General features: G+C 65.1%; 18 protein-coding genes and 1 riboswitch. Of the genes, 15 read left to right on the top strand and 3 right to left on the bottom strand.

The window, feature by feature from the left end; translation table 11 throughout:
• Positions 1-606: 606 nt before the first annotated feature.
• From AC0KUR_RS04085 to AC0KUR_RS04075, 3 genes are read left to right on the top strand one after another with little or no spacing between them, the layout of a single operon-like run.
• Positions 607-2,454, top strand: coding sequence for a S10 family serine carboxypeptidase-like protein (locus tag AC0KUR_RS04085; RefSeq protein ID WP_069704439.1), 1,848 nt, complete (start codon positions 607-609; stop codon positions 2,452-2,454).
• A gap of 43 nt (positions 2,455-2,497) precedes the next feature.
• Positions 2,498-2,929 carry a hypothetical protein gene (locus tag AC0KUR_RS04080; RefSeq protein WP_049033869.1) on the top strand — a complete coding sequence of 144 codons (432 nt, stop codon included), beginning with the start codon at positions 2,498-2,500 and terminating at the stop codon, positions 2,927-2,929.
• Between the two features lie 23 nt (positions 2,930-2,952).
• A complete protein-coding gene (locus AC0KUR_RS04075; RefSeq protein WP_226226985.1) occupies positions 2,953-3,252 on the top strand; it encodes an MmyB family transcriptional regulator in 300 nt (99 codons plus the stop codon).
• A 96-nt stretch (positions 3,253-3,348) separates the two neighbouring features.
• Here AC0KUR_RS04075 and AC0KUR_RS04070 read toward each other — a convergent pair whose 3' ends face one another.
• The gene (locus AC0KUR_RS04070; protein ID WP_034188471.1) at positions 3,349-4,827 is read right to left on the bottom strand and encodes an aminotransferase class V-fold PLP-dependent enzyme; all 1,479 of its coding nucleotides are present in this window, start codon (positions 4,825-4,827) and stop codon (positions 3,349-3,351) included.
• Between the two features lie 542 nt (positions 4,828-5,369).
• Here AC0KUR_RS04070 and AC0KUR_RS04065 point away from each other — a divergent pair.
• From AC0KUR_RS04065 to AC0KUR_RS04025, 9 genes are all read left to right on the top strand, one after another.
• Positions 5,370-6,623, top strand: a complete 1,254-nt coding sequence (locus AC0KUR_RS04065; RefSeq protein ID WP_473375408.1) for an MFS transporter — start codon at positions 5,370-5,372, stop codon at positions 6,621-6,623.
• Positions 6,624-6,740: 117 nt separating this feature from the next.
• The gene (locus tag AC0KUR_RS04060; protein WP_034188469.1) at positions 6,741-7,670 is read left to right on the top strand and encodes a LysR family transcriptional regulator; all 930 of its coding nucleotides are present in this window, start codon (positions 6,741-6,743) and stop codon (positions 7,668-7,670) included.
• A 115-nt stretch (positions 7,671-7,785) separates the two neighbouring features.
• A complete protein-coding gene (locus AC0KUR_RS04055) occupies positions 7,786-8,280 on the top strand; it encodes a cupin domain-containing protein (protein WP_034188468.1) in 495 nt (164 codons plus the stop codon).
• Between the two features lie 37 nt (positions 8,281-8,317).
• Positions 8,318-9,337: a hydroxyquinol 1,2-dioxygenase gene (locus AC0KUR_RS04050; RefSeq protein ID WP_034188467.1), complete on the top strand. Its 1,020-nt coding sequence runs from the start codon at positions 8,318-8,320 to the stop codon at positions 9,335-9,337.
• A 50-nt stretch (positions 9,338-9,387) separates the two neighbouring features.
• Complete coding sequence (locus AC0KUR_RS04045; RefSeq protein ID WP_034188466.1) at positions 9,388-10,854, top strand: aldehyde dehydrogenase family protein; 1,467 nt, start codon at positions 9,388-9,390, stop codon at positions 10,852-10,854.
• 7 nt (positions 10,855-10,861) lie between these two features.
• Positions 10,862-11,929, top strand: a complete 1,068-nt coding sequence (locus AC0KUR_RS04040) for a maleylacetate reductase (protein ID WP_226226983.1) — start codon at positions 10,862-10,864, stop codon at positions 11,927-11,929.
• A gap of 62 nt (positions 11,930-11,991) precedes the next feature.
• Positions 11,992-12,303 carry a YciI family protein gene (locus AC0KUR_RS04035; protein WP_034188464.1) on the top strand — a complete coding sequence of 104 codons (312 nt, stop codon included), beginning with the start codon at positions 11,992-11,994 and terminating at the stop codon, positions 12,301-12,303.
• A gap of 3 nt (positions 12,304-12,306) precedes the next feature.
• On the top strand, positions 12,307-12,642 hold the full coding sequence (locus tag AC0KUR_RS04030) for a Rieske (2Fe-2S) protein (protein WP_069704446.1): 336 nt from the start codon (positions 12,307-12,309) through the stop codon (positions 12,640-12,642).
• 197 nt (positions 12,643-12,839) lie between these two features.
• On the top strand, positions 12,840-13,928 hold the full coding sequence (locus AC0KUR_RS04025) for a porin (protein WP_473375407.1): 1,089 nt from the start codon (positions 12,840-12,842) through the stop codon (positions 13,926-13,928).
• Between the two features lie 67 nt (positions 13,929-13,995).
• Here the strand turns inward: AC0KUR_RS04025 and AC0KUR_RS04020 are convergent, their stop codons facing one another.
• Positions 13,996-14,655 (bottom strand): glutathione S-transferase family protein, encoded by a 660-nt coding sequence (locus AC0KUR_RS04020; protein ID WP_034188606.1) that lies wholly within the window; start codon positions 14,653-14,655, stop codon positions 13,996-13,998.
• A 122-nt stretch (positions 14,656-14,777) separates the two neighbouring features.
• Between AC0KUR_RS04020 and AC0KUR_RS04015 the strand changes: the two genes are divergently transcribed.
• The 3 genes from AC0KUR_RS04015 to AC0KUR_RS04005 all read left to right on the top strand — a co-directional run bounded on the left by AC0KUR_RS04015 (position 14,778) and on the right by AC0KUR_RS04005 (position 17,244).
• Positions 14,778-15,593, top strand: coding sequence for an AraC family transcriptional regulator (locus AC0KUR_RS04015; protein WP_059559848.1), 816 nt, complete (start codon positions 14,778-14,780; stop codon positions 15,591-15,593).
• A gap of 220 nt (positions 15,594-15,813) precedes the next feature.
• Positions 15,814-16,626, top strand: coding sequence for a hypothetical protein (locus AC0KUR_RS04010; RefSeq protein ID WP_473375468.1), 813 nt, complete (start codon positions 15,814-15,816; stop codon positions 16,624-16,626).
• A gap of 151 nt (positions 16,627-16,777) precedes the next feature.
• A riboswitch (SAM-I-IV-variant riboswitch) is annotated at positions 16,778-16,881 on the top strand.
• A gap of 42 nt (positions 16,882-16,923) precedes the next feature.
• Complete coding sequence (locus AC0KUR_RS04005) at positions 16,924-17,244, top strand: hypothetical protein (protein WP_154233749.1); 321 nt, start codon at positions 16,924-16,926, stop codon at positions 17,242-17,244.
• Between the two features lie 227 nt (positions 17,245-17,471).
• Here the strand turns inward: AC0KUR_RS04005 and AC0KUR_RS04000 are convergent, their stop codons facing one another.
• On the bottom strand, positions 17,472-19,835 hold the full coding sequence (locus AC0KUR_RS04000) for a heavy metal translocating P-type ATPase (protein WP_473375467.1): 2,364 nt from the start codon (positions 19,833-19,835) through the stop codon (positions 17,472-17,474).
• Between the last annotated feature and the right edge of the window lie 121 nt (positions 19,836-19,956).

Here is a 19,956-nt window from a genome sequence, read left to right as displayed (position 1 = left end):
AATGCCGTCAAGCCGGATTGAAATTAATGGAATCGGTATTTTATGGGCGATGCGGCGCGTATCAGCATGGCGATTGAAGAAAGGTTGAAGCGAATCGAATCCTGGCGTGATGGGTGAAGGTTGCCGTGCTGTATTAATCGATCACAGATAATAAAAATGAAAGAAAAATCCTGTCGATCTGAAGGTTTCGTCATCGTCGAGTCAATGCAGGCAGGGCTTCCGGGTTATGCGAGAAAAGTAAAATATTCGGCCCGGTATTACCGATAAAGCGCAGCTTGCACGAATAATTCCGTTTTCTTTCAAATGCCAGACACTGTCCGCCCTTCGCATCATTGCGGGATTTTTAATATCCGAATGATCTTTGACAACGCGGCGCAGCACCGCCTATTTTGTCGATGTCGTAAATTTCGGTAATCAGAATAGAAGTCCAAACTGCAGGGGGCGGTTCAAGCACGATTCTCGCCAGCAGTTTGCTGTGTCTGTATCACGTTCAGTCTCTTGAAGCAGTCCGATCCCAACCGCCTTTTGCGCGAGTGGCGGGTGTTGCTGCGCGTCTCGTCGGCGAAGGCGGCCTTTGTGAAGCGGTATCCGAACCAAAGGACAGAGATGAAACCAGACAGGAGCTGTACCGGCAGCCGCCGTGCTCGTCACGGCCGGATGGCCGGGCTGGGCGTAGTGACCGTCATGACACTGGCGCTCGCGGCCTGCGGCGGCGACGATTCGTCGTCCGTCGGCGCGTCGAGCCTCGCGCAGGCCACGGCCAGCCAGCAGGCCAGCGCGCAAGCGGCCGGCAATCAGGCGCCGGCGGCCAACCAGCCGTACATCGACCCCGTCGCCTACTCGATGAACGCGACCGACGGTCTCGCCGCGGCGCAGGTATCCGAGAAAGCGGCCGTCATGCATTACCAGTGGAAATCCGGCGGCACGACGGTCAACTACACGACGACCACCGGCCACCTGACCGCGCAGGATGCGAACGGCAATGCGGAAGCGTCGATGTCGTACGTCGCGTACACCGCGCCGAGCACCAACGGCAAGCCGCGCCCCGTCACGTTCGTCTATAACGGCGGCCCCGGCTCGTCGTCGATCTGGCTGCGGCTCGGCTCGTTCGCGCCGACACGGGTGGCCACGCCCGATCCCGGGTTCGGCACCACCTGGCCGAACTATCCGCTCGTCGACAATGCCGAGAGCCTGATCGACACCACCGACCTCGTGTTCATCGACCCGCCCGGAACGGGGCTGTCGGAAGCCGTGTTGCCGAACACCAACCAGAAGTACTGGGGTTCCGATGCGGACGTGAACATCATGCGCGATTTCATCCAGCGCTACCTGAACGTCAACAGCCGCGGCACATCGCCGATTTATCTGTACGGCGAATCGTACGGCACGCCGCGTACCGACATGCTGGCGCTCGCGCTCGAATCGGCCGGCGTGCACCTGACGGGCATCGTGCTGCAGTCAGCCATCCTGAACTACTTCGCGGATGCGGTGGAAGCGGTGGCGATCACGCAGTCGACGGAAGGGCTGCTGCTCGAAACCGATACGGTGGCCGGTTACCTGCCGGGCTATGCGGCGGTCGCGGCGTATTTCAACCAGGTCTCGCCGGCGCCGGTGAACCAGGGGTTGTACGCACTGCAGACGGAACTGTTCACGACGCTGATCTACAACCAGCTGCAGAAGTACTCGCAGTCGTGGGTGTTGAGCCAGCTCGGCATTCCGGATGCGCTCGGCACGCCGGTGTTCCCGAGCGATGCGACGCTCAGGCTGTGGTCGATCCCGTCGAGCCTCACGCAACAGGCGCTGCGCGGCTACTTCAACGCGAATCCGTTCGGCACGAGCCTGCTGCCCGGCACGACGATCGGCCGGTACGACGGACGCGTGTCGTTGCCGAATTCCGATCCGCGGCTGCAGAATGATGGCGACCCGTCCGACATCCTGATCTCGCAGCCGTTCACGAACGCGCTCGCGACGCAGATGCCGGATTACCTCGGCTACTCCGCGCCGAACGCGACGTACCTGCCGCTGAACGACAACATCATCGGCGTCTGGGACTTCTCGCACGACGGCCAGCCGATGCCCGACACGATCCCCGATCTGCTCGGTGCGCTGCAGTTGAACCCGAAGCTTCGCGTGCTCGCGGAGAATGGCTATCACGATCTCGCGACACCGTTCTTCAACACCGAGAAGCAACTCGCGCGGTTGCAGACGGTGAAGGGCCTCAATCCGAAGCTGCAGGTGAACTTTTTCCAGGGTGGCCACATGATCTACCTGGACGACGTCGCCCGGCCGGAGATGAAGCGGGACCTGAAGACGTTCTACAAGGGCGCGCGGATTCCGACGGCGCTGACGCTGCACACGCTGCCGCCGCCGTGGCCGGACGAGAATCCGCCGAGCGTGCCGACCGGCAGCGTCCCGGGCGCGACGGCCGGAACGACGCTGGCGGCGGCGCCCTGAGCGACGGACTCCTTGTCAAAGGAACCCTCTATTCATCCATTGAATGCGAGTGATCATGTCCCTAATCAAATTGATGCGGCGTATGTCTCCGTTGATCGTCCTCGGTGCCGTGACGAGCAGTGCCTATGCGTTGCCGCCGCAAGCGGTGGCGCCGGTGAAGCTGCCGCACGGTGGGCGCGGCGTCGACGGCCCGTTCTTTCCCGCCACGCGGGCGGCGCCGGTGTTGCCGTCGACCGGCGCGGCGCTGCAGCAGCAGGCGCAGCAGCGCGTCGACGCAAGGCTTGGCGGCAATACCGTGCTGAGCAACGGCGCGGCCGTGACGAAGGCGCAGGCGCAGAGCAGCGGCCTGGGTTTCGTGTCGAAGCACTTCGACGAGATCGATGCGAAGCACACCGGGCGCGTGACGATGAGCGACGTGCGGCAGTTCATCCAGCAGCGGCAGGTGCAGGCGCAGCAGGAGCAGCAGGACGAGTGACGTAGCAGGCGGCGCGGCGGCCGGTGCGATGGAGAATCGCATCGGCCGCCGAATCTTCGGTAGCGCGCGTGCGGGATCGTCCGGCTTTATCAGATTTCGGCGGCGTAGTGAAAATCCGGAAGCGTGCGCCGGATGCGAGCAGCGTCGCATTCGCGCAAGGGTGGGACGCTCACGACGTGCGCAGCGGCGTGTCCGGCGAGAAGGTGCTCGTGCATGCGCAACGCGGCACGCAGCGCTATGAGTACGCGACGTTTCAGGCGAACGACGATCCCGCGCTGAAACTGGCGATCTACACGCGGATGAATGACGGAGAAGGGGGCTGATGCTGCGTTGGCCGGCATCACCTCGCGGTCATGCAACGCAGCATCGGCTTCGTGCGTGAACGCGGGTGACGCGGTATAGCGGGGACGTGCGCGGGTTCAGGCCGTGCGTCGCGCGGACAGGCGATTCCACAACAGGCCGGAGCGGCTGCCGCTTCGGCAATACGCGAGCACCGGCTTCTGCAGCGTGTCGACCAGTGCGCCGAACGCGTCGATCTCCGCGTCGCCGATCTGGTCGCGCTCGACCGGCAGGTAGCGTGCCTCGAGGCCCAGTTCGCGGGCGGCGGCGGCGATCTCGTCGAACGCCGGCTGATCGTCGCCTTCGCCGTCGGGCCGGTTGCAGATGACCGAGCGGAAGCCGGCATTGCGGATCGCCTTCAGGTCGGCCGGCGTGATCTGGCGCGACGCGGAGAACCCGTTCGCCGCCGTCGCGCGGCACTGCTCGATCGCCTTGCGGAAACACGCGATCGCGAAGTCGACGTCCTGCTCCGTCGTGAAGCGGCCGAAGCTGATGCGCACCGTGCGGCCGGCCGTTTCCGCATCGAGGCCGAGCGCGGTGAGCACGTGCGACGGTGCGCCGCTGGTCGAGTTGCACGCGGAGGTCGACGAGACGGCGAGCGCTTCGCCGAGCATGAACGGGAAGAAGCCCGGTGCGTTCACGGTCAGGCTCAGCGTATGCGGGATGCGGCGCGCGGCGGCTGCATTCTGCGTGACGTCGCCGAGCGCGAGCAGCGCGTCGGTCAGGCGTGCGCCGAGCGCGGCGATCCGTGCGGTTTCGCCGTCGAGCTTGTCGGCGGCGAGTGCGCATGCGACACCCATGCCGACGATCTGATGCGTCGCGAGCGTGCCCGAGCGCAACCCGCGCTCGTGACCGCCGCCGTGAATCTGCGGTGCGATGCGATCGGCGATCTCGCGGCGCACGAACAGCGCGCCGATACCCTTGGGCCCGTAAACCTTGTGCGCCGACATCGACATCATGTCGATGCCGAGCGCGCGCACGTCGATCGGCGTCTTGCCGAGCGCCTGCGCGGCGTCGACGTGGAGCAGCGCGCCCGCGGCGTGCACGAGGCGGGCGATCGCGCCGATGTCGGTCAGCGTGCCGATCTCGTTGTTCACGAGCATCAGCGACACGAGGCCCGTCTCGGGACCGATGGCGGCCGCCACCGCGTCGGCGGTGATCTCGCCGTCGCGCGTGGGCGTCAGGAACGTGACCTGCGAGCCGTGCTTCGCCAGGCTGGCCATCGTGTCGAGGATGGCCTTGTGCTCGATGCGGCTCGTGATCAGGTGGCGCTTGCCGGCCGCGTTTTCCGCATAACCTTTCAGCGCGAGGTTGTTCGATTCGGTGGCACCCGACGTCCAGACGATCTCGTCGGCATCCGCGCCGATCAGTGCGGCGACTTGCGCGCGTGCGTGCTCGACCTTGTCTTTCGCCAGCCGGCCGGCGGCGTGCGAGCTCGACGCGGGGTTGCCGAAGATGCCGTCGAAGCCGAGGCAGGCCGTCATCGCGTCGATCACGCGCGGATCGGCCGGCGTCGTGGCGGCGTAGTCGAGGTAGTGCAGCGGGTGGGTGTCGCTCATTTCCGTCTCTTGCTCATTGCATGGTGACGGAAATGATACGGGGGACAGAAGGGAAAAAGGATCCAAAGTTGGCTGGTAATTCGGCCTGATATGAAATGACGTTTTATTCTGATGCCAAATTGGGGAATTTGGTTCTCATTCGATGCGAGGGCCTTTCTGTCCGGATGAGACGCGCGCCCTCCCGCGTTCCCGGGTGGTGCTGTATCCGGGCGCTTGCAAGTCCATGAGGGATTCCCCGATGCGGCGCGCGTGAGCGCCGCTTCAACACGGCGTCGACGTGCGCGACGCTTCCCTGCCGGTCCTTCCTGCCCGCCGTTCCCGATTATTTGCGTTTCGCGAATGGCGCGTTCGCCGGTTGTTCCATACCCGATTCGCGGCCATACCCCTATCGTGGCGACGTCGGCCGGGCGAATTCGACGCGTCGAATCCGGGCGCCGGCCGGCACTTCATTGCGATTCGCATCGCACACAAAAACCATCGGACCGGACCCACGTGCAGACGCTGCGGCGCGCGCGGGCGAACCGGCGTCCACGGAGACGGACATGAAAGCAAACGAGTGGGATACCGCATACGAGTGGAGGGCAGTCACGCTGCTGGCGCTCGGTTTCGGGCTGGTCGGCCTCGACCGCTGGCTCATCGCGCCGCTGTTTCCTTCGATCATGAAGGACCTGAACCTGACCGCGCAGGACGTCGGCAACTGCATCGGCGTGCTCGGCCTGTCGTGGGGCATCTTCGCGGCGCTGATGGGCGGCATCTCCGACAAGATCGGCCGCAGGAAGGTGCTGATTCCGGCCATCGTCGCGTTCTCGCTGCTGTCGGGGTTCTCGGGGCTCGCGGGCGGGCTGCTCGGCCTGATGGCGATTCGCGGGCTGATGGGCGTCGCGGAAGGCTCGTTCTGCCCGACCAGCTTCGCGGCGACGGCCGATGCGTCGCATCCGCGGCGGCGCGGCCTGAACCTCGGGCTGCAGCAAAGCGGCTTCGCACTGTTCGGTCTCGCGCTGTCGCCGATCATCGCCACGCAGCTGCTCGGCTTCGTGTCGTGGCGCTGGGTCTTTGCGCTGGTGGCCGTGCCCGGCCTGGTGCTCGGCGCGATCATGTTCTTCGTGATTCGCGAGCCGAAGGTGGTAAAGGAAGTCGCCGCGGAACATGCGCCGGCGTCGCTCGGCCATGTACTCAAGAGCCGCAACATCCTCGTCGCGATGGCCGCACTGTGCTGCGCGATGACGGGCGTCTTCGTGCTCGGCGCGCTGCTGCCGCTGTACCTGACCGATTACCTGGCGCTCGGTACGCAGAAGATGGGCCTCGTCGTCTCGGCGATCGGCTTCGGCGGTTTTCTCGGGCAGTTCGGGTTGCCGGGTCTTTCCGATCTGGTCGGCCGCCGCATCGCGAGCATCGTCGGTTTCGCGGGAACGGCCGCGATGCTCTACCTCTTCCGTGGTCTCGGCCCGCAGCCGCTCGCGCTGTTCGGCGTGCTGTTCGTCGCATCGTTCTTCACGCTCGGGCTGGTGTCGCTGCTGTCCGGCCCGGTCGCGACCGAAGCCGCACCGGTCGGCCTCGTGTCGACGTCCATCGGCGTGGTGGTCGGCGTCGGCGAGATCTTCGGCGGCGGCATCGCGCCGGCGCTGGGCGGTTATGTCGCCGCACACTTTGGCATCCAGAACATTCTGTGGTTGCCGATGTGCGCGGTCCTGCTCGGTATCGTGGTCAGTCTGCTGTTGAAGGAAACCGCGCCGGCCGTGTTGCAGCGCCGCGCGGTCGTGCCGCCGGAGCTGGCGGCCGGAGAGCAATCGCGGTAACGCGCGGTGCGCCGCGCAATTGACATCGATTCGGCGACACTGTGACGCTTTTCACATGACACAGCCCGATTCCCGCGCGGGTAGACTGCCGGTTTCGCTGTCGAAAAAGGGCGCGGTATGGACCGGTTCCTGAGCATCGAGGCATTCGTGAGAGTGGCCGAGGCGAGCAGCTTCGCGGAGGCCGCGCGGCAGCTGGGTGTGACGAGTTCGGTCGTGACGAATCGCATCCAGCAGCTCGAGAAGTTCGTCAACGCGCCGTTGTTCCATCGCAGCACGCGCCACGTGCGCCTGTCGGACGTGGGCGAGACGTTCTATCGCGAGTGCGCGGAGGTGGTCGGGCGCGTCAACGAGCTGACGGACCAGATGCGCGAGCTTCGCGCGACGCCGACCGGGCGGCTGCGTATCCAGATGCTGCCCGGCTTCGCGCTCGATCACTTCGGCGCGCCGCTGGCGGCCTTCAATCAGCGCTACCCGGGCATCCAGCTCGACATCATCGTCAACGACCGTGTGGTCGACCCTGTCGAAGAAGGGTTCGACATCGCGTTCCAGATCTTCCCACCGATTTCCGAATCGCTGATCGAGCGACGGCTGTTCACGGTCCGGCGTCTCTTTTGCGCGGCGCCCGCCTACGTCGACGCGCATGGTGCGCCACAACATCCGCGCGAATTGCTGCAGCACACGACGGCGCTGTATTCGGGCTATCCGTCACGTAACCGCTGGACCATGACGCGCGGCGACGAGGTCGTCGAAATGGAGCTGCCGGGCATGATCCGCTCGAACTCCGTCCACCTGCTGCGCGAATACGCACTGACCGGCGGCGGGGTCGTCTGTTTGCCGACGCTCGTGGCGAGCGACGCGCTCGTCGCGGGCCGCCTGGTGCCGATCCTCACCGACTACCAGCTCGCGCCGCTGAGCTTCGCCGCCGTTTATCCCGCAACGCAGCGACAGGCGCTGAAGGTCAAGGCGCTGGTCGAATTCCTCGCCGAATACATCGGCGACGAATCGCCGTGGGATCTCCCGCTGCTGGCGCGCGGCTGGGTGCGTTGAGCCGCGCGGATTATTCGCGAAACGCAAATGCCGTAATCGCCGTCCGTTGCCTTGTTGCTGCCGTGCGTTGCCCCTAGAGTGGAATCCAACAAGCGGTTCAACTCAGGAGGCAGCAATGACCAGCACGGCATTCCACACCGTCTTCGGCTCGCTCGACGGTTACCGGAAGGGCGAGATCGAAATCACCAGCGGCAGCGCGCAGCACTACGCCTTCTCGAACGTCTTCGAGGTGGCATCGAAGTCGGCCCCTTATGAAAAGGTCGTCGCCGGCAAGAATCTCGAATACGTGATCGAAGTGTTGCGGACCGACGGCCAGTCGCCGTGGTTCGCCTGTGCGCACGACGAGTTCACGATCCAGATGGACGGCGAAGTCCGGATCGATTTCATCAAGCTCGACCACCCGCCGAGATCGGGCCGCGGCACCGTGAGCGCCGGCCCGCAGCCGGCCGGCCGGAACATGGGGTACGTCGTGTTGCGCCAGGGCCATCAGGCGCTGCTGCCGGCCGGCTGCGCGTATCGCTTCACCGCGAGCCGGCCGGGCGTCGCGCTCGTGCAGACCGTCCTCGGCGAACTGTCCGTCGAGAAGTGGGCCGAGATCTGCCTGCACTGACCTTCCGACCTCATTCGACTATTCCAGGAGACACGTTATGGCCACCCTCGACACCCTCGATCCGTCCACGGGCTTTGCCGCCGATCTGGTGCGATCGACCGACGCCGATGCCGTGACCGGCTACCGCCGCTTCCAGCTCGGCGAATTCGAATTCCAGCGCGACGAATACTTCGTGAAGATCAGCTGGCCCGCGAAAGGCCAGACGCGCACGCATGCGATGCCGGCGGATGCGTTCCTGCGCGCGATGATGCGTGACGTCGCCTGGGGCTTCTTCTACGGCTGGGTGAACTTCGACCACGTGTTCGGCACGCGCAATCACTACGGCAAGGTCGACATGTATGCGGGCACCTTCAACGGCATCCTGAAGGATGCCGGTGTCGACTACACCGAGACCTTCGACACGCCGACGATCATGGCGACCTTCAAGGCGATGCTGCACGACTGGACGAACGAAGGCTTCGATCCGTTCGCGGCGCCCGAGGAAACGGGGACCGCGTTCGGCCGCAAGCACGGCGACAACGGCTCGGCGATCGAGCGCACGCGTATCGCGACGCGCCGCATGCCGGGCCTCGAAGGCGATTCGCCGCTGCGCGACGCACTGCCGGTCAACCGCGCGTTCCTCGACGTCGCGCAGGACGAGCCGGACGTGCACGTCGAGCCGGGCTTCGAAGGCGAGCTGCATGCGTTCAACCTGTTCAAGTATCTGTCGCGCTCGGACGTGACGTGGAATCCGTCGGTGACGTCGGTGTGCGGGCGCAGCCTGTTCTGCCCGACCACCGAGGAATTCATCCTGCCGGTGTTCCACGGCAACGACCGCGTCGAATGGTTCCTGCAACTGTCCGACGAAATCGTGTGGGACATCGGCGACAAGAATACCGGCGCGCCGCGTGCGCGCATCACGATGCGCGCGGGCGACATCTGCGCGATGCCGGCCGACATCCGCCACCAGGGCTATTCGACGAAGCGGTCGATGCTGCTGGTCTGGGAAAACGCGACGCCGGACCTGCCGCGGCGCTACGAGAGCGGCGAGCTTGCGCCGTACCCGATCGCGTTCTGAGCCGCGCGCCAGCGACGGCTTCCGCTTCAGCCCTACACCGAGGACGATTCATGCAAACCCAACTCTTCATCGACGGGCGTTTCGTCGACGCCGTCGAGCGCGGCACGATCGACGTGCTGAACCCACACGACGGTGCCGTCATCGCGAAGATCGCGGCGGCCACCGCGGCGGACGTCGACCTGGCCGTCGAAGCCGCGACGCGCGCCTTTCCGACATGGTCGGCGATGCCGGCGGCCGAACGCGGCCGTCTGCTGCTGCGCCTGGCCGATGCGATCGAAGCCAACGCGGACGAACTGGCGCGACTCGAATCGCTGGATACCGGTCACCCGATTCGCGATTCGCGTTCGCTCGACGTGCCGCGCACGGCCGCATGCTTTCGTTATTTCGGCGGCATGGCCGACAAGCTGCAAGGCTCGGTGATCCCGGTCGAGACCGGTTTCCTGAACTACGTGCAGCGCGCGCCGATCGGCGTGGTCGGCCAGATCGTGCCGTGGAATTTTCCGCTGATGTTCACGAGCTGGAAGATGGGCCCGGCGCTGGCGGCCGGCAACACGGTGGTGCTCAAGCCGTCGGAAATCACGCCGCTGTCGACGCTGCGCATCGTCGAGCTGATGGCGGAAGTCGGGTTTCCCGCCGGCGTCGTCAATATCGTGCCCGGTTACGGTCATACGGCAGGCCAGCGGCTCGCCGAACATCCGGGCGTCGGCAAGATCGCGTTCACGGGGTCGACCGCGACCGGCCGGCGGATCGTCGAAGCGTCGCAGGGCAACCTGAAGCGCGTGCAGCTGGAGCTGGGCGGCAAGGGCGCCAACATCGTGTTCGACGATGCGAACCTCGATGCGGCGATCAACGGCGCTGCGTGGGCGATCTTTCACAACCAGGGGCAGGCGTGTATCGCGGGCTCGCGTCTCGTGCTGCACGAACGGATCGCGGATGCGTTCCTCGAGCGCTTCGTCGCGCTCGCGTCGTCGATCCGCATCGGCAATCCGCTGGATGCGAATACCGAAATGGGGCCGCTCACGTCGAAGCAGCACCTCGAGCGCGTGCTGTCGTATGTCGACGTCGCGCGCGAGCAGGGCGGCCGCGTGCTCACCGGCGGCAGCGCGCCGCAGGATCCGGCGCTCGCCAACGGCTACTACGTGCGCCCGACGGTCATCGAGGCGAAGCGCGCCAACGATCGCGTCGCGCAGGAGGAAGTGTTCGGCCCGTTCGTCACCGTGTTGCGCTTCGGCAGCGACGAAGAGGCGCTCGCCATTGCCAACGCGACGGAATACGGGCTCGGCAGCGGCCTCTGGACCCAGAATCTGTCGCGTGCCCACAAGATGGCGTCGCGGATCAACGCCGGCATGTGCTGGATCAACTGCTACAAGCGCGTCAATCCGGGCAGCCCGTTCGGTGGCGTCGGCAAGTCGGGCTACGGCCGCGAGATGGGTTTCGAGGCCATGCACGACTACACGGAAGCGCGATCGGTGTGGGTCAACGTCGACGGCAACGTGCCGCCGCACTTCAAGCGCTGAGGTTCGCATGGAGCGCTTCGTCTATCAGGGCACGCCCTCCCGCGTGGTATTCGAATGGGGGGCGCTCGACAGGCTGCCGGACGAGCTGGCGACGCTCGGCGCCCGCCGCGCGCTCATCCTGTCCACACCCGAACAGCGGCCTCTCGCCGACCGGGTGACGGACATACTGGGCGAGCGTGCGGCCGGCGTGTGCGCGCAGGCTGTCATGCACGTGCCGGTCGACGTCGCGCGCGCGGCCCGCGAGATGGCCGCCGAACGGGGCGCGGACTGTTGCATCGCGATTGGCGGCGGGTCGACGATCGGGCTGGGCAAGGCCATCGCGCTCGAATCGCCGCTGCCGATCCTGGCCGTGCCGACGACGTATGCCGGCTCGGAGATGACGCCGATCTACGGGCTCACGGAAGGCCGCTTGAAGCGCACCGGGCGCGATGTGCGCGTGCTGCCGCGTACCGTGCTGTACGACCCGTCGCTGACGGTGTCGCTGCCGCCGGGTATTTCGGCGGCGTCGGGCGTCAATGCGATCGCGCATGCGGTCGAGGCGCTCTATGCGGAAGATGCGAACCCCGTGATCAGCCTGATGGCCGAAGAAGCGATTCGCGCGCTCGGCGAAGCGCTGCCTGGCGTGGTGCGTGATCCGGCGGACCGGCCGATGCGCAGCCGCGCGCTGTATGGCGCGTGGCTCGCCGGGACCTGCCTCGGTGCGGTCGGCATGGCGTTGCACCACAAGCTCTGTCACACCCTCGGCGGCACGTTCAACCTGCCACACGCACAGACACACGCGGCGATGTTGCCGCATACCGCGCATTACAACCACGCGGCGGCGCCGGATGCATTGCGTCGCGTCGCGCGGGCGCTAGGCGGGAACGACGCGGCCGACGCTGGCCCGTTGCTGTTCGGGCTGAACGAGCAGCTCGGCATCGCGCCGGCGCTCGCCGCGATCGGGATGCCGCGTGAAGGGCTCGACGAGGCGGCCGATCTCGCGTGCAAGAACCCGTATGCGAATCCGCGGCCGATCGAGCGCGCGGCGATTCGCGCGCTGCTTCAGGACGCATGGGAAGGCCGTGCGCCGCGTTGAGCGGCGTGATGCGCCAATGGAGAAAGACTGATGAATGACTCCATCGACCGGAGCTGATCGTCATGGCTCGATTTTTCGCGGTATTGGCGACGGACCAGCCCGGCATGCGTGACGTGCGCGACCGTGTGCGGCCGATTCATCGGACCTATCTGCGTGCGGCTGCCGAGCACGGCGTGGTCGTGCGGCTTGGCGGCCCGACGCTCGACCCGCAGGGCGACGCGATGAACGGTACGCTGCTCGTCGTCGAGGCGGACGACATTCATGCGGTGATGCGGTTCGTTGGCAACGACCCGTATGTGAAGGAGGGGTTGTTCTCGCACGTGGAAGTGCGCCCGTGGGACTGGAGCCTCGGCAACCCCGAGCAGCGGGTGTGAGCGATGGAAGCGAGACGACTCTGCCGCGTTTCCGAGGTGCCCGACGGCGGCGCGCGCGTCGTCGACGAAGCGTGCCTCGGGCGTCCCGTCATCGTCGTGCGGCGTGGCGAGCAGGTATGGGCGTACGTGAATCGATGCCCGCACTTTTCCGTCCCGCTCGATTACGTGCCGGGCAATGTCTCCTGCTATCGGTCGCAGGTGCTGATGTGCGCACATCACAGCGCGCTGTTCCGCTTCGACGACGGCGTGTGCATCGACGGGCCGTGCACGGGGGCCGGACTGGAAGCCGTGGCCGTTGACGTGGATTCCTCGGCGTGGGTCATTTCTCGAGAGCCGTGAATCACGGATCCTGATCGGCTAGGGTGCGACACCGGTTCACGTAAAGAATTTCACGATAATCAATCAGTAAAACTAATCATGATTTTGATGGTGATGTAGCAGCCCGAATCAGGGCGATTTTCCACGAGGCAACAAGCGAGCACCCGCCGCCTGGCGCGGTGACGGGCTCGTATTTCCATAAAAAAGACGGAGACAACATGAAACTCAGGTTTGGCGTATTCGCGGTACTTGCCGTCGCGCAGGGCGCATGGGCGCAGAGCAGTGTGACGATGTTCGGTCTGATCGACGCCGGCATCTCGTATGTCAGCAACGAGGGCGGCGGCAAGAACGTCAAGTTCGACGACGGCATCTATGCGCCGAATCTGTTCGGCTTGCGCGGCACCGAAGACCTCGGCGGCGGATATCGCGCCGTGTTCGCGCTCGTGAACCAGTTCTCGATGGCGAACGGCAGCATCGTCGGGACCGGGATCTTCGGGCGCAATGCATACGTCGGCCTCGACAGCGACCGGTTCGGCAGCATCACGCTGGGGAATCAATACGACTTCATGGTCGACGCGCTTTTCAACAAGGGGAATGCGATCGGGCGGGACATCTCGGGGCTGTACGGTTTCAGGAACGGGCCGTTCCAGCGTCTCGCGCTGCCGGGCAATCCGACCGGCGCGTTCGACTGGGACCGCACGGCAGGCAGCAAGCCGATCGCGAATTCGGTCAAGTACACGTCGCCGACGGTCTCGGGCTTTTCCGGCGGCGTGATGTATGCGTTCGGCGGGGTGGCCGGCTCGATCGGCGCGGACAACGCCGTCAGTGCCGGCGTGAACTACGAGATGGGCGCTTTCGGCGTGGGCGCGGCATACACGAACGAGAAATATGGCTCGGCGCCGGGTGTGCTGTCGACCAGCGTGCGCAACTGGGGCGTCGGCATGCACTACGACTTCGGTGTCGTGAAGGCGACTGCACTGGTGACCACCGTGCGGAATGCGTTCAACGATGCCGGTGTGTGGATGGCGGAAGCAGGCGGCCTGTGGCGGATCAGGCCGGACGTCGTCCTGGGCGCGAAGTACATGTACATGAAAGGCAACGAAGCGGTGAACGACAACCACGCGCATCAGGTCAGCGTGGCGCTTCAGTACCTGTTGTCGAAGCGGACCATGGTGTACGTGTCGGCCGATTACCAGCGCGCCAATAGCGGCGCGAATGCGCAGGTGAATGGCGTGCTCGATCCGAACGGTGCGTCGAGTTCGGCAAGTCAGACGGTGGCTCGGCTCGGGTTGCATACGGTGTTTTGAGGGAGCGGAGCCGACGCCGCACGACGGTGCGCGGGTCCGGCTCCGTCGCGTGCGACGGTTCCCGGCGTCAGCCGGCCGATGCGGCGGCCGCCTTCACCTTGTCCTGCTCCGCCGCCAGCGCCGCATCGGCCGCCTGTGCGCGCTGGATGGCGGGGCGTGCGAGCACGCGATCGAGATAGTGGCGCACCGCCGGCGTCTCGGGCATCAGTTTGAACATCGTGATCCAGTTCAGCGCGGACGCCCACAGCACGTCCGCTGCGGTGAAGCGTTCGCCGAGCAGATAAGGCCCGTTGGCCAGTTGCGCGCCGATCGTGTCGACGACGGTATCGAAGTCGCCGTAGGGTGACGTCGAATACGGAGCAGGCGGCCGGTTCATCGATCGATCGACGATGGCCGGCTCGAAGCACGATCCGTAGAACACCATCCAGCGCAGGTACGAGCCGCGCAGCGGATCGCCCGTCGCCGGCGCCAGGCCGGCTTCCGGATACAGTTCCGCCGCATAGAGATAGACGGCGGCCTGCTCGGTGACGACCACGTCGCCGTGGCGCAGGGCGGGTACCTTGCCCAGCGGATTGATCGCCCGATAGGCGGGCTCGCGATGCTGGCCTGCGGACAGATCGAACGCGTGCAGTTCATAGTCGGCGTTCAGTTCCTCGAGCAGCATGCGGGCGCCGGCCGACCGGCTGCGCGGCGAATGGTAAAGGATCAGGTGGCGGTCTGGCGGCATGGCGGACTCCATGGCGTGGTCGGGAAGCGGGCGTCCAATGTAGGCCGGCGCGCGCGGCATCGTCTTGGAAAAATCCGCTGTGGCGGTGCATCATCACGGTATTCCCTCTCGCCGTTCACACCATGTCCGACCTGCGCAACGTGACCGATAGCCCCAAGGGCGTGGTCGGCCCTCGGGCCGCCCTGCAGCGCTTCCGCCTGAATCGCTACTATCCGTGCGCCGCACTGGCCGGCGTGCTCGATCACCACTGGATCGTCGAATGGGATTTGCGCGACCAGCCGCCCCATGTGCAGCGCACGCTGCCGTATCCCTGCGTGAACCTGGTGTTCGACCGGCGGCAGACGGGCATTTTCGGCGTGGTGTCCGGCGCATTCGAGACGACGCTGGCCGACACGGGGCGCGTCATCGGGCTGCGATTCCAGCCCGGCGCGTTTCGGGCGTTTTTCGGCAAGCCCGTGCATCTGATGACCGACAAGGTGCTGCCGGTGTCGACGCTGCTCGACTGCAGCGATGCGCAGGCCGAGGCGGCGGTGCTCGGTGCGCAGGACGATGCGGGCATGGTGTCGGCCGCGGAGTCGTTGCTGTTGCGCGTGCTGCCGCCGCCCGATCCTCAGGTGGAGCGTATCCACGGCTTGCTGCAGATGCTGCAGCAGGACATCGGCATCACGCAGGTGCGCGATCTGGCCGAACGCGCCGGCTTGAGCGAGCGCACGCTGCAGCAGCTCTTTGCCGACTACGTGGGGGTGACGCCGAAGTGGGTGATCTGTCGATATCGCCTGCACGAGGCGGCTGACCGGCTGGCCGGCGGACAGCCGGTCGATCTGGCTGAACTGGCGCAGGCGCTTGGCTATTTCGATCAGGCGCACTTCACGCGCGACTTTCGCAAGCTGGTGGGGAAGGCGCCGGCGGAGTATCGGCGGGAGGACGGGCAGGCATGAGTGTGTGGATGCCCGATGGGCGCCGCTGCGCACATCCCGTTGGTTGTTGTCGGCCGGGCAACACGGTAGTGTGCCCGTGGGCCTGCCGCCGCGCCGACAACGAACCTATGATGGGGCGCGCCGGCCCTCGGTGACGATCAACACCGAGGGGTGCGCTGCCGATCATTCCACCCTATAGTGCTCGTCGTTGATCGATCTGCAAGCCAATCAGGAGTGTGTCGTGTTTCACCGGAAATCCAAATGGGATCGTTCGAACCTGGCGTGCATCGTCGCCCTGTCGACGATGCTGGCGACGGTCGCCGCGCACGCAGAGACGGAGACTGTCGACGGCGCGACGCGCATCGCGTCGGCCGTCAATCGCGACGCGTCACCGGCCCGGCCGATTGTCGGCGACGACCCGGCCGCCATCCGCGATGCGCTGCAGAAGCTGCACGTCGGCACGCGCTCGCCTTCGTTGCGCGACCGGGTTCGCGGCCTGGTTCCCGGTGCGGCCGACCGGCGCGGATCGAATCCCGACCTGGCGGCCGTCGGTCTGGATCGTGACGTGACGTTCGTGGTGCCGGTGCGGTACGGGGTGAGGTACCGGTCGCGGCGGCACCTGTTGACGCTGGATGTCGACCTGTTCGACGCGGAGCGCGGCGACCGGACGGGCATCCTGCTCAGCAAGGTCACGACGGGGCCACGAGGGCGCGGGCTCGTGATTGCGCCCGAAGCGAAGGCAAAGGGATACGTCCAGCACGTCGACGTCATCGAACTCGACGCCGGGGAAGGCAAAAAGACCACCGTTCGTAGCCGCATGCGGCTTTCGCCCGCCGAGTACGCCCGGACGCAGGGCGACTTCGCGCTCGTTTTTTCCGGGCGCCTGGTTCGGCCTTACCTGACCGACCAAACCGAACATGCCGATCCGAGTATCGAGGAGCCGACGGACATCACGACGAGGGTCTCCACGTTGCACGTGGATCTCCACGACATCCGGCTCGTGAGCCCGTCGAGCGGCGTCGTGGTGTCGAAGAAGCTGGCTTTGTCGAAGTAGCGGGTGTCGGCGACGAGGGTATGCCGGCGTGTGGACAGACAAGGGCCGGATCGGTGATGCGGTCCGGCTGAAGCGCCGTTTTCCGGGGCTTCTTGCCCGACGGCAGGTTTTCGGTATAATGAACCCACGTTCGAAATGCCGAACGTGACACATCAAGCATCCAGAGTCGGATTATCCGACGCCAACCTGCCCTCCCGGGCAAGGTGGACGCCTTCGAGGCGATGCGGCCGATTGACGGCAACGAAACGGGAGCAGCATGGCTGGCACCGGTTCGATAACCATTCATCCGGAGCAACCATGAGCCAAGTTTCCTCCGCTTCCCGCCCGACCCTCTGTGAAGACTGGTCGCAGTTCCTTCCCGGTTTCACGTTGACGCATACCGTTCATCTCGTATCGAAACGGAATCCGGGCATCGTCTCGACCGCGGCCGCCGTGCTCGAAGGTGAAACGGCGACGGTCGACCGGTGGGCCATCACCCGCTGTGGCGACGTGCTCGAGCAAAAGATCGTTCTCGGTGAAATGACGGAAGGGCAGGCGGTGCGTCTGCGCGAACGGCTTGCCGCGCTCGATGGTGTATTGCGCACGAGGGTGGAGCATCATTTCGTGCGGGCGGGGTGAGGCGCGTTCGGATGAACCGGACAACGGCCCGTTGGTGCAGGTCATACGGATCGTGTGTCCACCATCAACATCCGAACACGCGCTTTTGCAATCGTGTGAATGACGTATGCCGCCAGTGGAACTGCGCGCGTGACTTCTCCGGACCGCGTCTCCCGTCAGTGCCTTGACGCACGCTTCATCAGCGAATCGTGGCGGGTGGCTCGAATTGCGGCAGGGTTCGGTGCTGCTCAAATTTTGGCGTTACGCAATCTCAGCGCGTTCGAAATGACCGAGGCCGAACTCAGGCTCATCGCCAACGCTGCAATCATCGGCGAGAGTAGCAGCCCCGTGAACGGGTAAAGAACGCCGGCCGCCAACGGAACTCCGAGCGCGTTGTAAACGAACGCGAAGCCAAGATTCTGCTTCATGTTTGCGACGGTTGCCTCGGACAGCTTTCGAGCACGCGCGATACCGCGCAAGTCGCCCTTGACGAGCGTCACCTGAGCGCTGCTCATCGCCACATCCGTGCCTGTTCCCATGGCTACGCCGACATCGGCCTTGGCAAGCGCGGGGGCGTCGTTTATACCGTCGCCAGCCATCGCGACGACATGCCGGGCTTGCTGAAGCCGTGTCACCAGATCGAGCTTGTCGGCAGGTTTCACCTCGCCATGGAATTCGTCGATGGCGAGCTTTTCGGCCACCGCCTGGGCCGTGACCACACCGTCACCGGTCGCCATCACGACTCGAATTCCGTTCGCCCTCAATGTCGAAAGTGCCTCCGGCGTGGTCAGCTTTATCGGATCGGCGACCGCCAGCAGTCCGGCCAAACTGCCGTCGACTGCCAGATACATGACGCTGGCGCCTTGTGCACGCAGGCTGTCCGCCTTGTTGGACAGCGATTCGACGGATACGCCGTCAGTCTGCATCAGCGCGGTGTTGCCGAGTGCAAGTCTCCTGCCCGCGACCATTCCTCTCACGCCGATACCCGTTGCGGATTCAAAATTTTCCGTGCGGTCCAAAGTCAGCTTCTTCTCACGGGCTGCCGCAACGATGGCTGCCGCAAGCGGATGCTCGCTGCCTTGATCGAGACTTGCCGCCAGACGAAGCACTTCGTCGGTCGTGTATCCGTTTGCGCCTACGGCTTGCTCGAACGCGGGACGCCCTTCCGTCAGCGTCCCCGTCTTGTCGACAAGGAGCACGTCGACCTTGCGCAAATTTTCGATCGCAGCCGCATCGCGAAAGAGAATTCCGTTTGTGGCGCCTTTTCCGCTCGCGACCATGATGGACATGGGCGTCGCCAGGCCCAGCGCACACGGACATGCAATGATGAGCACCGCCACCGCATTGATGAGACCGAACACCCAGCTGGGCTCGGGGCCAAGGATGCCCCACACGAAGAACGTCAGAAGCGCAACGCTGACGACCCCGACGACAAATACGCCGGCGACCTTGTCGGCCATACGTTGCATGGGGGCACGGGAGCGCTGCGCCTGCGCGACCATCTGCACGATCTGCGACAGGACGGTCTGGGCGCCGACTTTCTCGGAGCGGATGAGGAGACTGCCCGTCGCGTTCATCGTTGCGCCGATGATGTGGTCGCCAACACGCTTCGTGACGGGAATGGGCTCGCCGGTAATCATGGACTCGTCGACCGAACTCGTGCCGTCCGTCACCACACCGTCGACGGGGACTTTCTCGCCCGGCCGCACACGAAGAATGTCTCCGACATGAACATGGGGCAACGGAATGTCTTCTTCGGAGCCGTCCGGGTTGACGCGCCGCGCAGTCTTGGGCGCGAGCCCGAGGAGTGCCTTGATGGCGGCGGTCGTTTGCGAGCGGGCCTTCAGTTCGAGCAGCTGCCCGAGAAGCGTTAGCGAAATGATGACTGCCGCCGCCTCGAAATATACGCTGACTCGGCCGTGCGCACTGTACGTATCGGGAAACACGCCGGGGAAGAGGGTGGCGATGACGCTGTAGATGTAGGCCGCGCCTGTCCCGAGCCCGATGAGCGTCCACATGTTGGGGCTGCGGTTCATGAATGAGCGCACGCACCGCTCGAAGAACGGCAGTCCTGCCCACAGGACGACCGGTGTGGAGATGACGAACTCGATCCAGCTCCCGGTGCCGACGTCCATCAATCTGAGGCGATGACCGAACATCGCCAGGACGAAGACTGCGACGGTCAGTGGCAACGTCCACCAGAATCGGCGTTGGAAATCGGCCAGCTCCGGATTGTCGTCTTCGTCGTCGCTGGGCAGAATCGGTTCCAGGGTCATGCCGCACTTCGGACATTGCCCGGGATGGTCCTGGCGAATTTCCGGGTGCATCGGACACGTGTAGATGGTGCCCCCGGGCACTCCTTGTGGTTGCTCAATGGTCGAAGGCTCAACGTACCTGGACGGTGCAGCCTCGAATTTCGTCAAGCAGGCCTGGCTGCAGAACGTGTACCACTTGCCATTGTGTTCGCGGCGGAAGCGTGACTCATCGGTCACCGTCATTCCACAGACAGGGTCGCGAAGCGAATCGGTGGAACGAACGCGCTCGTCCTGGCCCTCACGGTGATGAGCATGTGCGTCGTGTTCGTGCCCGGCGGGATGGTCGTGCTTGTCCATCTCGCGAGCGTGATGTTTGCCCGATGACACGTGCTCGGAAATCCGTGGGTGAGGAAGCTTGTCTTCGCCGGGTTGGCCGCTCATTTGACGCTCCTTTGCTCATCCGTTCCGCTTCCAGTGA

It is taken from the genome of Burkholderia sp. YHN3-13 (assembly GCF_055810675.1).
This window is presented reverse-complemented; position numbering and strand designations above follow the sequence as displayed.